Source organism: Arthrobacter sp. AL12 (assembly GCF_029960645.1).
In the GTDB taxonomy this organism is placed as follows: domain Bacteria; phylum Actinomycetota; class Actinomycetes; order Actinomycetales; family Micrococcaceae; genus Arthrobacter.
The window spans coordinates 25033-39663 of the sequence record NZ_JASBQY010000011.1 but is presented as its reverse complement, the minus strand read 5'-3'; the positions used below and the strand labels follow the sequence as shown (position 1 = coordinate 39663).

Here is a 14631-nt window from a genome sequence, read left to right as displayed (position 1 = left end):
GCTAGCGCCAGGTGCCGACGCCGACGACGGGCCCGGCCTCAAGCCAGGACGAGAGCCCCGTGTAGGCGTCGAACCGCATCGCCAGGAGGACGTCCTGCCCTTCGTACCGGAGTTCGACAATCACGGCATCGGGCTGGACTTTGACAAGTTCGGATTCGGTGGGTTTGCGCCGGCCGATCAACTCAAGCGAACTCCGGCGGAAGGTGTGCTTCGGCCGCATGCTCAGCGAGGCAAGGCGGAACCACTCAAGGTCGTTGTCCTGATAACGACAAACCCCCATCTGCCAGCTGTTTCCAGCCGTGCAAATGGAGGCGTCCACCGTGCCCAGGGCGCGCCGCAGATTGAAGCGGCGCACCCCGGAAAGGCACAGTGCAAATACCAGCAACGCAAAGACCGTTGCCAGGGCGATGAACGGAAAAACAGTATCGTTCATCAAGGTCGTGCTAGCGGATCCCCGCAGTAGCCGAGTCGCCCATTTGGGCGTTGTCAGCAACAATGACGACCCGGTTGTTGTCGACGGAGAAGAATCCGCCGTCGACAACTACGGCAATGCGGTCACCGGAGACCGGCTGGATTGCCAGCTCGCCTTCGGCCAGAATCGCCAGCAGGGGCGCGTGGCCGGGCAGGATTCCGATTTCACCATCGCTGGTGCGGGCCTTGACCATCGTGGCCGCTCCGGACCACACGAAGTGGTCCGCTGCGACAATCTCAACCTCAAGCTCAGCCATATTACTTGGTCTGTTCCTGGATCTTGGCCCACTGGCGCTCAACGTCATCCAGGCCGCCGACGTTGAAGAACGCCTGCTCTGCAATGTGGTCGAGCTCGCCGTCGCAGATCGCGGTGAAGCCTTCAACGGTGTCCTTGATGGTCACGGTGGAGCCCTCGACGCCGGTGAACTGCTTGGCGGTGTAGGTGTTCTGCGAGAGGAACTGCTGGATGCGGCGTGCACGCGACACGACGATCTTGTCTTCTTCAGAGAGTTCGTCAACGCCAAGGATGGCGATGATGTCCTGAAGTTCCTTGTTCTTCTGCAGGATCTGCTTGACGCGGACGGCCGTGTTGTAGTGGTCGTTGCCAATGTACTGCGGATCCAGGATGCGGGACGTCGACGTCAGCGGGTCAACGGCCGGGTACAGACCACGGGAAGCGATTTCACGGGAAAGTTCCGTGGTCGCGTCGAGGTGTGCGAAGGTCGTGGCCGGGGCCGGGTCGGTGTAGTCATCTGCGGGGACGTAGATGGCCTGCATCGAGGTGATCGAGTGGCCCTTGGTGGAGGTGATGCGCTCCTGCAGGAGGCCCATCTCGTCAGCCAGGTTGGGCTGGTAGCCCACGGCCGACGGCATGCGGCCGAGGAGGGTGGAAACCTCGGACCCTGCCTGGGTGAAGCGGAAGATGTTGTCGATGAAGAGCAGCACGTCCTGGTTCTGCACATCGCGGAAGTACTCCGCCATGGTCAGGGCGGACAGGGCCACGCGCAGACGCGTTCCCGGCGGTTCGTCCATCTGGCCGAACACAAGAGCGGTGTCCTTGAGGACGCCGGCCTCTTCCATTTCAACCCAGAGGTCGTTACCTTCACGGGTACGCTCGCCGACACCGGCGAACACCGAGGTGCCGCCGAAGTTGCGGGCAACACGGGTGATCATTTCCTGGATCAGCACGGTCTTGCCGACACCGGCACCACCGAACAGACCGATCTTGCCACCCTTGATGTACGGGGTGAGAAGGTCGATGACCTTGATGCCGGTTTCCATCATCTCGGTGGAACCCTCAAGCGTCGCAAAGGCAGGAGCCTTGCGGTGGATGGGCCAGCGCTCGGTGATTCCGAGTTCCGACTCAGCCACGTCCAGCGGCTGTCCGAGGACGTTGAAGATGTGTCCCTTGACGACGTCGCCGACAGGAACGGAGATGGGGGCACCCGAGTCCACTACAGCGGTGCCGCGGACAAGTCCGTCGGTTGCCTGCAGGGAGATGGCGCGAATGACGTTGTCTCCGAGGTGCAGGGCAACCTCGAAAGTGATCGTCTTGGTCTCACCGTTGAGAGTAATCTCGGTGGTGAGTGCGTTGTAAATCGAGGGGATTGCGTCAGCCGGGAATTCGACGTCGACAACCGGGCCAATAACACGTGCAATACGGCCGGTAGCACCGGTCGTCGCGGCTACGTGTTCGGTAGCAGTGGCAGTCATCTCTCTCACTTCACTCAGTAGATGGCGTTGGGGTTAAGTTTACTTTGGTGCAGGTACGGCAGGATCCGAGACCGGGGTGGCTAGGACGCGTTCAACGCGTCGGCGCCGGCCACGATTTCGGAAAGCTCCTGCGTAATTTCAGCCTGGCGGGCAGTGTTGCGCAGACGCGTGAACTTCTTGATGAGGTCCGTGGCGTTGTCGCCGGCGGACTTCATTGCCCGCTGGCGGGCAGCCAGCTCCGAAGCTGCTGCCTGCAGCATCGCGGCGAAGATGCGTGATTCGATGTAGCGCGGCAGCAGAGCATCAAGAACCTGCTCCGTTTCCGGCTCGAATTCGTAGAGCGGCAGGAGGTCCGATTCGGACGCAGCCTGCTCTTCGACAACCTCAAGCGGGAGAAGACGGATAACCGTCGGCTCCTGGGTGACCATGGACTTGAAGCGGGTGTAGACGACATGGATCTCGTCGACGCCGCCCTCTGCATAGTCCATCGCAAAGTCAGCCAGCAATGCCTCGCCGATTTCCTGTGCGGTGGCAAACTCCGGCGCATCCGTGCCGCCGGTCCAAACGCGCCCGTACTGTCGGTTCCGGAAGTCGAAGTAGGCCTGCGCCTTGCGGCCGACCAGGTAGAACTTGACTTCCTTGCCCTCCTCGACAAGCAGCTCGTTGAGGCCTTCCGCCTGCTTGAGCACGCTCGCGGAGTACGAACCTGCGAGGCCACGGTCCGAGGTGATTACCAGGACGGCGGCCCGGCGGATCTGCTCCGGCTCGGTGGTCAGCGGGTGGTCGATTTCGCTCTGGCTTGCGACAGCAGAAACGGCACGCGTGATGGCGTTTGCGTAAGGCAGTGAAGCTGCTACGCGTGCTCGGGCCTTCCCGATGCGCGAGGTAGCGATCAGTTCCATCGCCTTGAAGATCTTGCGCATCGACGTCGTCGAGCTGATCTTCTGGCGGTAGACCCGGATCTGGGCTCCCATACTTATCCTTTCCTAAGATCCCGGTGGCCAGGACTGCCGGAACCCGCTTGGGGGTCCCGGCAATCCCTGCCAGCGAAACTAGCGCTTCTGCTTGACGATTTTTTCCTGGTCGACCTGTGCCTCGTCGATGGGGGCGTGTTCTTCGTGCCCCGCACCAACCAGGTGGTTGTCTCCCTCGCCGAAGAAGCCCTTCTTGAAGTCCACGATCGCGGTCTTCAAAGCTTCTGCAGTGTCATCGCTCATGACGTTGGTCTGGGCCAGCGTCGTCAGGATGGAGGACTTGTGCTTGAGGTGCTCCAGGAACTCGGTCTCGAAGCGGTTGATGTCCTCAACCGGAACGTTGTCCAGGTGGCCGTTGGTGCCGGCCCAGATGGAGACGACCTGATTCTCGACCGGGAACGGCGAGTACTGGCCCTGCTTGAGCAGTTCCATCAGGCGTGCACCACGGGTCAGCTGCTGGCGCGATGCGGCATCGAGGTCCGAGGCGAACATTGCGAACGCCTGCATGTCGCGGTACTGAGCCAGTTCCAGCTTCAGGGTACCGGAGACCTTCTTCATGGACTTGACCTGGGCGGCGCCACCAACGCGGGAAACGGAGACACCCACGTCGACGGCGGGACGCTGGTTGGCGTTGAACAGGTCCGACTGCAGGAAGATCTGGCCATCGGTGATGGAGATCACGTTGGTCGGGATGTAGGCGGAGACGTCGTTTGCCTTCGTCTCGATGAGCGGCAGGCCGGTCATCGAGCCTGCACCGAGCTCGTCGGAGAGCTTGGCACAACGCTCCAGCAGGCGGGAGTGCAAGTAGAACACGTCGCCCGGGTAAGCTTCGCGTCCCGGCGGGCGGCGGAGCAGCAGCGACACTGCACGGTAGGCCTCGGCCTGCTTGGAGAGGTCATCAAACACGATGAGGACGTGCTTGCCGCCGTACATCCAGTGCTGGCCGATGGCCGAACCGGCGTACGGTGCCAGGTACTTGAAGCCTGCGGGGTCGGACGCGGGGGAAGCCACGATGGTCGTGTACTCCAGTGCGCCGTTGTCCTCAAGGGTCTGACGGACAGCCGCGATCGTGGATGCCTTCTGGCCGATGGCTACGTAAATGCAGCGCACCTGCTTGTTGACATCCCCGGAGGCCCAGTTGGCCTTCTGGTTGATGATCGTGTCGATGGCGATAGCCGACTTACCGGTCTGGCGGTCACCGATGATCAGCTGACGCTGGCCGCGGCCGATCGGGATCATGGCGTCGATAGCCTTGAGGCCGGTCTGCATCGGCTCGTGAACCGACTTGCGCTGGGTCACTCCGGGTGCCTGGAGTTCCAGGGCACGGGTGGTTTCGGCCTTGATCTCGCCGAGGTCATCGATGGGCTCGCCCAGCGGGTCGACAACGCGGCCGAGGAAGGCGTCGCCCACCGGTACGGACAGAACCTGTCCGGTGCGGTGAACTTCCTGGCCTTCTTCGATACCGGTGAAGTCACCGAGGATGATGACGCCGATCTCGCGGACGTCGAGGTTCTGGGCCAGGCCCAGGGTGCCGTCTTCGAAGCGAAGCAGCTCGTTCGCCATGACCGAGGGAAGGCCCTCAACACGGGCGATGCCGTCACCTGCGGTTGTTACACGGCCGACCTCTACGCGCTCTGCGTTTCCGGGTTCGTAGGACGCCGCGAACTCGTTCAACGCATTACGGACGTCGTCGGCGTTGATGGTCAATTCGGCCATCTGCAGTCCCTGCTCTCCTGTTTTCGTGATCATCGTTGCTCACGATGACCGGGGTTTCGTTTAGTTGTGCTGGTCCGGCTGGCTAAGCAAGCTGGCGGTGGAGCTGGCCCAGGCGGGCGAGGACCGAAGCGTCTACCACTTCGTCACCAACCTGGATCCGGATGCCACCGATCAGTGCCGGGTCAACGTTCATGTTGATCTTGAGCTCCCGCCCGTACAAGGCATTCAGCCCCGCCTGCAGACGGCTGGTCTGTGTCTCCGTCAGCGGACGGGTGACGCTGACCGTTGCAATCCAGCGCTGCTGGCGCTTGGCTGCAAGCTCCGCGAAACGACGGACGAGCTTGGTTGCCTTGAGGCCACGGGGCTGCGAAACTGCCTGTCCAATAAGGACCTTCGCTTCCTCGCTTGCGCTCGGTACGAGCTTTTCGGCGAGGGCAACCTTGGCGGCCGCGCTAGCCTGCGGCTCGGACACAGCACGCTGTACCTCGTGGTTGGAATCGACGGCCTGGTTGAAGGAGAACAGATCGTTCTCCAGCGCTTCCAAGCCGGTGATCCCGGAGGCAGAGACGGCAGACTTGTTCTCAGCAACGGCAATTACCACCGAAGCGGCAAGAGTCTCGAGTGCATCGCCGATATCCCGGGCCGACGCCCAGCGTGAGCCGGCGAGTCCGCTCGCGATATCCCCAGCATCCGCGGAGACTTTCCCGCCGAAGAGCTGCTTGATAAGCGCCGACTTTTCGTCACCGCTGCGGGACGGGTCAGTCAGGGCGCGGCGCAAGCCAGCCGAGCTGTCCACCGTTCCCAGGATTCCGAAGAGTTCCTTAGCCAACTGCAGCGAGGCGAAAGGAAGCTTGGCTTCCAGCGCCGCCAAGGCCGCGGTGAGCGATTCGCTCGATACACCTGCCATTACTTAGCTGCACCTGCGTTCTGGTTCTCCAGATCTGCCAGGAAGCGGTCAACCACTCGGGCTGAGCGCGCGTCGTCCTCGAGGGACTCGCCAACAATGCGGCCGGCCAAGGTGGTGGCCAGCGTGCCAACTTCCGTGCGCAGCGACACGACGGCCGCCTGGCGCTCGGACTGGATCGCGGCGTGCGCCTGGGCCGTGATGCGGGCAGACTCGAGAGCTGCCTTCTCCTTCAGGTCCGCAAGGATCTGAGCGCCTTCGGCACGTGCTTCCTCGCGGATGCGGTTGGCCTCGGCACGGGCATCGGTGAGCTGCTGCTTGTACTCTTCGAGAGCCGCGGAAGCCTCTGCCTGGGCCTTTTCAGCCTTGGCAATGCCACCTTCAATGGCCTCCGCACGCTCTGCGAAGGTCTTCTCGAACATCGGGACAACGTACTTGACCACGATGTACATGAGGACAGCAAAGCCCGCGAAGACGACAAGCATTTCCCAAGGATTGGGAACGAGAGGGTTGGCGCCCTCTGTGGCGGCTGAGATGATCAGCTGATTCATAATTCACCCGTCCTTATCTACTCGGTTCTGGATGTTCGCTTTGTTCTAGAGTTCAGACTAGAGAACGAACGCGAAGACCAGGCCGAGGATGGCGAGGGCTTCAGTCAGCGCAAGGCCAAGGAATGCGATCGGCTGGAGCACACGCTGTGCCTCCGGCTGACGTGCTACGCCGTTGATGTACGCGGCGAACACGAGACCAACACCGATACCACCGCCGATTGCGGACAGACCGTAACCTACGAGGTTGAGATTGCCTTCCATTTTTTTCCTTTCAAGATGCCATCTATGTGGCAGGTTGTTTGGTGTACTTCATCCCCAGAGGGGAAGATTTTGGGTGCCTAGTGGCTATCCGCGTGCAGCGCGCCTTCGATGTAGATCGCGGTCAGCAGCGTGAACACGTACGCCTGCAGGACCATGATCAGCGCTTCCAGCATGTACATGGCGATCGCCCCCCCAAGGACGAGAACCGAAGTGCCCTTGAGGAACAGGTTCTCCTGCGTGACGAGGTACTCGATCCCGGAACCGGCAATCATGACGATGAGGTGGCCGGCCAGCATGGTCGCGAAAAGACGGAGGCTGTGCGTGACCGGGCGGACCAGGAAGTTGGAGATGATCTCGATCGGAATGACGATCGGAAGAATGTAGCCCGGGACTCCGGACGGCACGGTGGCCAGCTTGAAGTAGCGCAGGCCGTTCTTCTTGACGCCGATGGCGATCCACGTGACATACACGATTCCGGCCATCACGTAGGCGCCGCCGACATGCGAGAAAGTCGGGAGCTGGATTACCGGAATGGCGCCGTAGATGTTGTTCACCAGGATGAAGAAAAACAGGCTGAACAGCAGCGGGACGTACTTCATGAAGTCTTTGCCGCCGATGATGTCCTTGCCGATGCCGTTGCGGACGAAGCCGTAGGCGGCTTCACCTGCAAACTGGAGCCGGCCGGGGACGAGCTGACCCTTGCGGGCAGCCATCAGAAAGAATGCGGCGATAATAACGACCGAAAGGATTACCAGCAGCATCTGCTTGGAGAATCCGTCGGCCGCCCCCCACGGCAGGATTGCCGGCAGGTGGATTTCTTCAATTCCAGGAGGCGTAAAAGTTCCTGAATCTTGGGCCGGGAGCGCAAGCGCGATCAACGCGTTTCCTCTCTGCAGTGTCCATCATTGGGCGTTGGTAGGAAAGGGTCGACGTTGCTGTCATACTCTCCCCTTGTGAAATTATTTGGCATTACTGATCCTCGTCCTTGGACGGGCCACGTGCAGCAGTGTCCTCACCAGTCGAATTCCGGAGACTGGTAAGGCCGTGCATATGTGAAAGATAGAACCCTCCCGCAGCTCCAAGCAGAGCGCCTGCGAGCACAATCCAGCGGGTTCCCCACAGATTATCCAGACCCCACCCTATCAAACTCCAGACCATGATTCCGCCAACAATGTAGCTGAAGACGGCGATCCCGGCGTTGTATCCGCCGTCGCGTCCGTTGTCGGAAACACCGGGGGCTCCGGAGGTGTTTTCCCGGCTGCGGGGCTTGTTCGTGGGGCGCTCTTTGCGGCTAGACATCGGTGCCGCCTTCCGGGGTCTCGGGGTCGTTGTAGAGCTGGAGCCGGGCCTTGCTGAAGCCGTAGATTTCGGCGGCCTGCCACAGAACCACAGTCACGACGGCGCCGGCCAGGAACCAGCGCCCGTTCAGCCACTCGGGGCTTCCGATGGCAAAAAGCACCACAGCAAAGCCCACGACCTTGATGAAATACGTTCCCGCGAACAGCCCGATGGCCCCGGAGGAGTGGTTGCGGCCGCCGAAATGGCCGACCAGGAGGCTGATCGAGAAGAAAGCGATCACCAGCGCCCCGCCGAAGAGGGACGACAGCGCCGCGGCCATGCTGTCGATAAGGAGCGCCGCCAGACTGGTGAGCAGCAGGGCGCCACCACCAACGGTCGAACTGATGGCCAGCAGGCGCAGCCACAATGATTTTGTGGGACCTGAGACACCAACGGGTCCGGCGCCGGACAGTCGTCCGGGTTCGGCGTTGGAGGTCATGAGATCCCAATCGTCGAGGCGTGGTGTGCTGGTCAAAGCGGCGCGGCGAGGGACCGCACATGAATTCTACATGAGATAGAAAATATTCGGAAAAGCCCAGCCGGGGCGGTTCCGCTGCGGCGTCATTCGTCCTCGGCCGATGAGCGGGGCCCCAGCCCCGGGGCCCGGTGGCGCAGGTACGGCCACGCCGTCACGCCGGCCATGATGGCCATCGCGGCCCCGCCAACAACCACGACGACCTGCCACTGGAAGATGGCGAGGGCGAGGCCTCCGAACGCCAGCACACAGGTCCACAGGTACATCAGGATGACGGCACCGCGGTGTGAATACCCGATATCCAGGAGCTTGTGGTGCAGGTGGCCGCGGTCCGCCGACCACGGTGACCGCCCGAGCGCGGTGCGGCGCACCACGGCCAGGCCGAGGTCCAGCAGCGGCAGGAACAGCACCGCAAAGGGCAGCAGGATCGGGATGATGGTGGGGATGCCGTTGGCCCGGTCGTACAGCCCGGACGTGATCTGGCCGGTGGACACAATGCCCGCCGAGGCCATGATTAGGCCGATCAGCATGGCTCCGGAGTCACCCATGAAGATCTTGGCGGGGAACCAGTTGTGCGGCAGGAAGCCGATGCAGGCGCCGACAAGCACGGCGGTCAGCAGGGTGGCCAGGTCCGAGCGGTCCAGTAGAACGGCCGTTCGGTGCACCCAGTACGCCGTGAGGAAGAAGGCGGTCCCCCCAATGATGGCCACGCCCGCCGCCAGCCCGTCGAGACCGTCAATAAAATTGAACGCGTTCATCGTCGTCACAATCAGCCCGGCCGTCAGCACGATACTCACGGCGTCGCTCTCGATCACATACGGCTCCGGGACGAACGGAATGATGGTCATCCGGACGCCCCAGACCGCCACCACCAGGGCCGCGGCGCTTTGGCCGATGAGCTTGACCCACCAGCGCAGATCCAGCAGGTCATCCGCCACGCCGACCAGCACGATGACGGCAGCGCCCGCGAGGATCCCCCAGGGAGCGTCGTTGTTCCGGAAGATGTCCTTGACGAAGAAGGACTGGCTGGCCAGGAGCAGTGCCACGAAGAACCCGGCGAAGATCCCCAGGCCGCCGAGCCTCGACACGGGGGTCGAGTGCATGTCCCGGCTGCGGATCGGGGAGAACAGCTCCATCCGGTTGCCGACATAGCGGGCACCCCAGGTCGCTGTGTAGCTCACGACGGCCGCTGAGAGCATCATGAGCAGGTACATAATCACTGCGGAGACACCCGCTTGGAGCCGTCCGCACAGGGCACACCCGGTCTCACAGCCCGGAGCCACGGTGATGCTGCGTGGCTCCGGGGGTGGGGTGAACTCAGTTGCTGTTGGTCTGTCTTGCGATAAATGAAACTTCTCCGTCGCCGCGCGCAGGGCAGGCAGTGCGTAGTGCCTGACAGGGCTGTATTACAGTGGACTCTAGTCAAGATACTAACGCCAACGGCCACTTGTCTTCGCGTCACACGGCCCATCGCCGGCGGGAAAACCACCGGCGGCCGTGCTGAAAGGAACACTCGATGACCCTGTCGGTTGCAGTTGCCGCCGTGACGTTTGACCGTCCCCGGGAGCTGGCAGTTCTGCTGAACGCCATCAACAACCAGACGGCATCGGTTCGATCAATCTGCCTTGTCGATTCCGGCACGGTCCCCGCCCAGGATGTGGCGCGGGCGCACGAGAACGTGGACTACGTCCGGTCCGAGGCCAACCTTGGCGGCGCTGGAGGCTTCGCCCTCGCGATCCTCAAGGCGGTCGCCACCGGCGCCGACTGGATCTGGATGATGGACGACGACGCCGAGCCCGCCGACCGGGAATGCCTCGCCACCCTCGTCCGCGAGGCGGAGGCCCGGGACCTCGAAGCCGTCGTACCGCTCGTGGTCGCCCCCGGCCACCCCGACCGGCTCTCCTTCTTCTTCCGCCTCGACGGGAAGGTCACCCACGACCGTGCCGAGGTGGAGAAGATCGGGTTCCTGCCGGACGACGGCCACTTCTTCAACGGCGCGCTGATCCGCTCGGATGTCTTTTTCAAGGTCGGCCTGCCGGACATGCGCCTGTTCATCCGCGGGGACGAGGTGGACTTCACCATCCGGCTCCGCAAGGCCGGAATCCGCTTCGGCACCGTCACGACGACGGCCATCACCCACCCCCACGCCTTTACCGAGACCAAGCACGTCTATGGCGCCCGGTGGCACGTCATCGTGCCGGAGTCGGCCTTCAAGCGCTACTACTACTACCGGAACCGCGGGTACCTCATCCGCCGCCACTTCAGGATCAAGTCGTTCGTCGCGGATGTCGGCGGCTACCTCGGCTACTTCCTGCAGCGCGGCGATCTCCGCGGCCTGGCCGACTGGTTCGGGGCATTTTCCGCCGGCCTGCGCGGCCAGGGCTTTGGCCCCCTCAAGGACCAGAAGTTCTAGCGCCCGGGCTGTAGCCGGCGCCGGACCAGCAGCCCGGCGAGCAGCCACGGCTCGCCGAAGACCCGGTACGCGACCCGCCGGGGGTGCAGGACCAGCCGCCAGGCCCATTCCAGGCCCAGGCGTCCGAGCCACCGCGGTGCCAGTTTCTGGATCCCCGCAATCTGCTCGATCGCGCCGCCCACGGCACAGTAGACCGCCGGGGGCAGCGTTGCCAGCCGGCGCGTGAGCACCTGCTCCTGCAGCGGCATGCCCAGCCCAAGCAGCACCAGCTGCGGCCGGAACTCAGCGAGCCACGTGACAGCCGATTCCTCGAGTTCCTCGTTCCAGCCCTCCCCCGGCAGCCCGGTGACCCGGGCCTGTGGGACCAGGGCGGCGAGCCGGGCCACGGCCTGGGAGTTCGCCTCGTATCCGGCTCCGATCACGGCAATCCGCTCAAGTCCCTCGACGTCCGCCAGCGCCGGGATCCAGTCCGTGGAACCCAGCCTGTAGTCCATGACGGGGCCCCCGCCCTGCTGCGCCCCGCTGCCGCGGGCCCAGAGCATCAGCACCGGCGCGCCGTCGATCAGAACCACGTCGCTTTGATCGTAGAGCGCCCGGAAGTCCGGGTCGGAGTGGCACAGTGTGACGCTGTGCAGGTTGTGTCCCAGGACCGTGCGGGTGGTGCCTTCGGCCACGAATCGGTTAAGGACCTCTGTCAGTTCAGGAACAGTCAGGGGCGTCGCGTCCACGTCAAGGACGGGGACGCGTTGTCGCTGGAGGATCATACGGTGCCGGCCCCCGTGCTGGGACGGTCGGCAGGTTCAGCAGGTTCGGCAGGTTCGGCAGGTTCGGCATGTTCAGCCGGTTGAGCGGGTCCAGCCGGTTCAGGATTACCAGCGGGTTCCGCAGTTTCGGCGGGCACCACAGCATGCGCGGGTTCCCCGGGCCCGGCAGCAGCGTCTGCCGTGGCGGCGCCGTCTTCTGCAGCTTCCGGCTCAGCAGCTTCCGGCTCTGCAGCTCCCGGTTCCTCACCGACGCCGAGCACGGACGGGACGACCTCGCGGAGCCGTTCCAGGCTGATGGCGCCCTGGCGGACCACCCGCAGCGGCACAGCGGTGGCATCAACAATGGTGGAGGGCAGGGCATCGGCGCCCTCGGCCGGACGTGGCCCGCCTTCGAGGTAGACCTCCACTGACTCTGCGAGCTGGGCCTCGGCCTCGGCCGCGGTCAGCGCCGCCGCCTGGCCCGTGCGGTTCGCCGAGGAGACGGCCAGCGGCCCGGTCAGCGTCAGCAGGTCCTGGGCGACGTCGTCGGCCGGGATCCGGAGGGCGACGGTACCCTTGGTCTCGCCAAGATCCCAGTCCAGGGACGGCTGGGCATGCAGGATCAGGGTGAGTCCGCCCGGCCAGAACGCCTCCGCCAGGCGCCGGGCCTCGGCCGGAACATCCGTGGCGAGTCCGTCGAGGGCATTGAGCCTGGGGATCAGGACCGGGGGCGGCATCTTCCGGCTGCGGCCTTTCGACGCCAGCAGCAGGGTCACCGCGAGCGGGGAGAACGCATCGGCGGCGATCCCGTACACGGTGTCCGTCGGGAAGACCACGCACTTGTGGTCCCGGATGGCCCGCTGGGCATGTTCAAGTCCGGCAGCGCGCTGCTCAGCTGCTGTGCAATCGTAGCTAGTCGTCACGGGCCTATTCTTCCATCACTTCGTTTGCCCGTTTCACCGCGAGGCGGCCGGGTCGGCAAGAACGGCGCTGGTGGCCCGGTCCCTGCCGTTGAGGTCACGATGGGTGGCCACCGCCGCCCACAGCCCGGAGCGCTCCAGCATCGCGGCGATCCAGCCCGCCTGGACTTCGGCGTGTTCCATCACGAAGTAGCCGCCGGGAACCAGCAGCCGGGCCGCGGAGGCCGCGGCCGCCGTCGGAAGCTCCATGCCGTCCGGTCCCCCGCCGTACAGTGCTTCGGGGGGATCGTGCAGGGCCACTTCGGGTTCGTTCGGGACCGCTTCGGCGGGAATATAAGGCGGGTTGGACACAACGACATCGAACGTCCCGTTGTGCTCAGGCAGGGCGTCGCGCAGGTCACCGCGGATCAGGTGGACACCGAGCGGAAGCAGGTTCCGGGCGGCCCAGGCGTGCGCAAACTCGCTGAATTCGACGGCGTGGACCTCCGCGCCGGGAACCTCGTGCGCGATCGATCCGGCGATGGCCCCGGACCCGGTGCCCAGGTCCACCACCTTGGGATGGGCCAGGCCCCGCAGCCGGTCAATCACGAGCTGGACGACGGATTCCGTTTCCGGGCGAGGAATGAACACTCCCGGCCCGACGGCCAGTTCCAGATAGCGGAAGTGCGCGACGCCGGTGATGTGCTGCAGCGGAATGCGCCGGGCACGCTCGGCGATGAGCTCCCCGTAGCCCTCCGGGGCTGCGGTGTCGCCCAGCATCAGGGCCCGGAGCCGGCCGAGCCCGACGCCGAGCAAATGCTCGGCGAGGAGTTCGGCGTCGGCCCGGGGACTCGGGACGCCAGCGGCGGCCAGGACGGCCGTGGCCGCGCGGACCGCGTCCGCGAGGCTCAGCGAGGTTCGTTCTGTCATCACTGCGGGGGCCGGGATCAGTCGCCGATGGCGTCGAGGCGGGCCTGTTCGTCCATCTCGATGGCCGACTGGATGACCGGCTCCAGGTCGCCGTTCATGACCTGGTCAAGGTTGTAGGCCTTGTAGCCGGTGCGGTGGTCCGCGATCCGGTTTTCCGGGTAGTTGTAGGTCCGGATGCGTTCCGAGCGGTCCATGGTGCGGATCTGCGACTTGCGCTGGGCCGAGTTTTCGGCGTCGATCTGCTCCTGCTGGTGCGCCAGGATGCGGGCGCGAAGGACGCGCATGCCGGCTTCGCGGTTCTGCAGCTGCGACTTCTCGTTCTGCATGGCCACCACGATTCCGGTGGGAAGGTGGGTGATCCGGACGGCGGAGTCCGTGGTGTTCACGGACTGGCCGCCTGGGCCGGAGGAACGGTAGACGTCGATCTTGAGGTCGTTCTGGCTGATGTCCAGTTCTTCGGGCTCGTCCACTTCCGGGAGCACCAGCACGCCGGCGGCGGAGGTGTGGATGCGGCCCTGGGATTCCGTCACGGGGACGCGCTGGACACGGTGCACTCCGCCTTCGAACTTGAGCCGCGCGTAGACGCCCTCGGCCGGGTCGTTCGAGTTGCCCTTGATGGCCACCTGGACATCCTTGTAGCCGCCCAGGTCGGATTCATTAGCGGAAATCATCTCAGTCTTCCAGCCGCGGGATTCCGCGTACCGGGTGTACATCCGCAGCAGGTCGGCCGCGAACAGGGCAGCCTCGTCGCCGCCTTCGCCGCCCTTGACTTCGAGGATCACGTTGCGGGCATCGTCCGGGTCGCGCGGGATCAGCAGCCGGCGCAGCTTGGCCGCAGCCGTCTCCAGCGCCGCCTCAAGCTCCGGCACCTCGGCGGCGAACTCCGGGTCCTCCCCCGCCATTTCCTTGGCAGCCGCAAGGTCATCCTGGATGCCGTGCCAGGCATGATACGCCTCGACAATGCCGTTCAGCTGGGCAGAACGCCGCCCCAGCTTCCGGGCCAGCTTCTGGTCAGCATAAACAGCAGGATCCCCAAGCTGTGCCTGGATGGCGTCATGCTCATCCAACAGGCCCTGTACGGACTCAAACATTTTCAAAACCTCTTTCGACTCTTACAAGTCTAGTAACGCGACAGCGAAGGTGGGCAAACAGCGAAGCCGCTCAAAATATGCCGGCCAGGGAGTGGCTTCGGGCCTGCCGGAGCCGGGTGGATGACGATCGTAGATCGTCAGCCACCCGGCGT

At 64.1% G+C, this 14631-nt stretch carries 17 protein-coding genes; 1 reads left to right on the top strand and 16 read right to left on the bottom strand.

Annotated features, from left to right (window positions below):
* Nucleotide 1: 1 nt before the first annotated feature.
* From QK291_RS12815 to QK291_RS12760, 12 genes are all read right to left on the bottom strand, one after another.
* Nucleotides 2-433, bottom strand: coding sequence for a DUF2550 domain-containing protein (locus tag QK291_RS12815; protein WP_282382449.1), 432 nt, complete (start codon nt 431-433; stop codon nt 2-4).
* Nucleotides 434-443: 10 nt separating this feature from the next.
* Nucleotides 444-728 carry a F0F1 ATP synthase subunit epsilon gene (locus tag QK291_RS12810; RefSeq protein ID WP_282382446.1) on the bottom strand — a complete coding sequence of 95 codons (285 nt, stop codon included), beginning with the start codon at nt 726-728 and terminating at the stop codon, nt 444-446.
* Between the two features lies 1 nt (nt 729).
* Nucleotides 730-2184, bottom strand: coding sequence for a F0F1 ATP synthase subunit beta (gene atpD / locus QK291_RS12805; protein ID WP_282382444.1), 1455 nt, complete (start codon nt 2182-2184; stop codon nt 730-732).
* Between the two features lie 80 nt (nt 2185-2264).
* The gene (locus QK291_RS12800) at nt 2265-3158 is read right to left on the bottom strand and encodes a F0F1 ATP synthase subunit gamma (protein WP_282382442.1); all 894 of its coding nucleotides are present in this window, start codon (nt 3156-3158) and stop codon (nt 2265-2267) included.
* Between the two features lie 78 nt (nt 3159-3236).
* Nucleotides 3237-4874 (bottom strand): F0F1 ATP synthase subunit alpha, encoded by a 1638-nt coding sequence (atpA, locus tag QK291_RS12795; RefSeq protein WP_282382575.1) that lies wholly within the window; start codon nt 4872-4874, stop codon nt 3237-3239.
* Between the two features lie 82 nt (nt 4875-4956).
* On the bottom strand, nt 4957-5781 hold the full coding sequence (locus QK291_RS12790; protein WP_282382440.1) for a F0F1 ATP synthase subunit delta: 825 nt from the start codon (nt 5779-5781) through the stop codon (nt 4957-4959).
* On the bottom strand, nt 5781-6329 hold the full coding sequence (locus QK291_RS12785) for a F0F1 ATP synthase subunit B (RefSeq protein ID WP_282382438.1): 549 nt from the start codon (nt 6327-6329) through the stop codon (nt 5781-5783). The genes QK291_RS12790 and QK291_RS12785 overlap by 1 nt, the downstream gene beginning before the upstream one ends.
* A gap of 57 nt (nt 6330-6386) precedes the next feature.
* Nucleotides 6387-6590, bottom strand: coding sequence for an ATP synthase F0 subunit C (atpE, locus tag QK291_RS12780; protein WP_009356484.1), 204 nt, complete (start codon nt 6588-6590; stop codon nt 6387-6389).
* Between the two features lie 77 nt (nt 6591-6667).
* Nucleotides 6668-7468 carry a F0F1 ATP synthase subunit A gene (atpB, locus tag QK291_RS12775; RefSeq protein WP_282382414.1) on the bottom strand — a complete coding sequence of 267 codons (801 nt, stop codon included), beginning with the start codon at nt 7466-7468 and terminating at the stop codon, nt 6668-6670.
* 91 nt (nt 7469-7559) lie between these two features.
* Complete coding sequence (locus tag QK291_RS12770) at nt 7560-7889, bottom strand: hypothetical protein (protein ID WP_282382412.1); 330 nt, start codon at nt 7887-7889, stop codon at nt 7560-7562.
* Entirely contained in the window at nt 7882-8367 is a 486-nt protein-coding gene (locus tag QK291_RS12765) for a hypothetical protein (protein ID WP_282382411.1), read from the bottom strand. The genes QK291_RS12770 and QK291_RS12765 overlap by 8 nt, the downstream gene beginning before the upstream one ends.
* 122 nt (nt 8368-8489) lie before the next feature.
* Nucleotides 8490-9623, bottom strand: coding sequence for an MraY family glycosyltransferase (locus QK291_RS12760; protein WP_282382409.1), 1134 nt, complete (start codon nt 9621-9623; stop codon nt 8490-8492).
* Between the two features lie 296 nt (nt 9624-9919).
* Between QK291_RS12760 and QK291_RS12755 the strand changes: the two genes are divergently transcribed.
* A complete protein-coding gene (locus QK291_RS12755; protein ID WP_282382407.1) occupies nt 9920-10816 on the top strand; it encodes a glycosyltransferase in 897 nt (298 codons plus the stop codon).
* Here the strand turns inward: QK291_RS12755 and QK291_RS12750 are convergent.
* From QK291_RS12750 to prfA, 4 genes are read right to left on the bottom strand one after another with little or no spacing between them, the layout of a single operon-like run.
* A complete protein-coding gene (locus QK291_RS12750) occupies nt 10813-11580 on the bottom strand; it encodes a WecB/TagA/CpsF family glycosyltransferase (protein ID WP_282382405.1) in 768 nt (255 codons plus the stop codon). The genes QK291_RS12755 and QK291_RS12750 overlap by 4 nt on opposite strands.
* On the bottom strand, nt 11577-12482 hold the full coding sequence (locus QK291_RS12745) for an L-threonylcarbamoyladenylate synthase (protein WP_282382403.1): 906 nt from the start codon (nt 12480-12482) through the stop codon (nt 11577-11579). Before QK291_RS12745 ends, QK291_RS12750 begins: the two co-directional genes overlap by 4 nt.
* 33 nt (nt 12483-12515) lie before the next feature.
* A complete protein-coding gene (gene prmC / locus QK291_RS12740) occupies nt 12516-13388 on the bottom strand; it encodes a peptide chain release factor N(5)-glutamine methyltransferase (RefSeq protein WP_282382402.1) in 873 nt (290 codons plus the stop codon).
* 17 nt (nt 13389-13405) lie between these two features.
* A complete protein-coding gene (prfA, locus tag QK291_RS12735) occupies nt 13406-14479 on the bottom strand; it encodes a peptide chain release factor 1 (RefSeq protein WP_282382400.1) in 1074 nt (357 codons plus the stop codon).
* Nucleotides 14480-14631 lie beyond the last annotated feature (152 nt).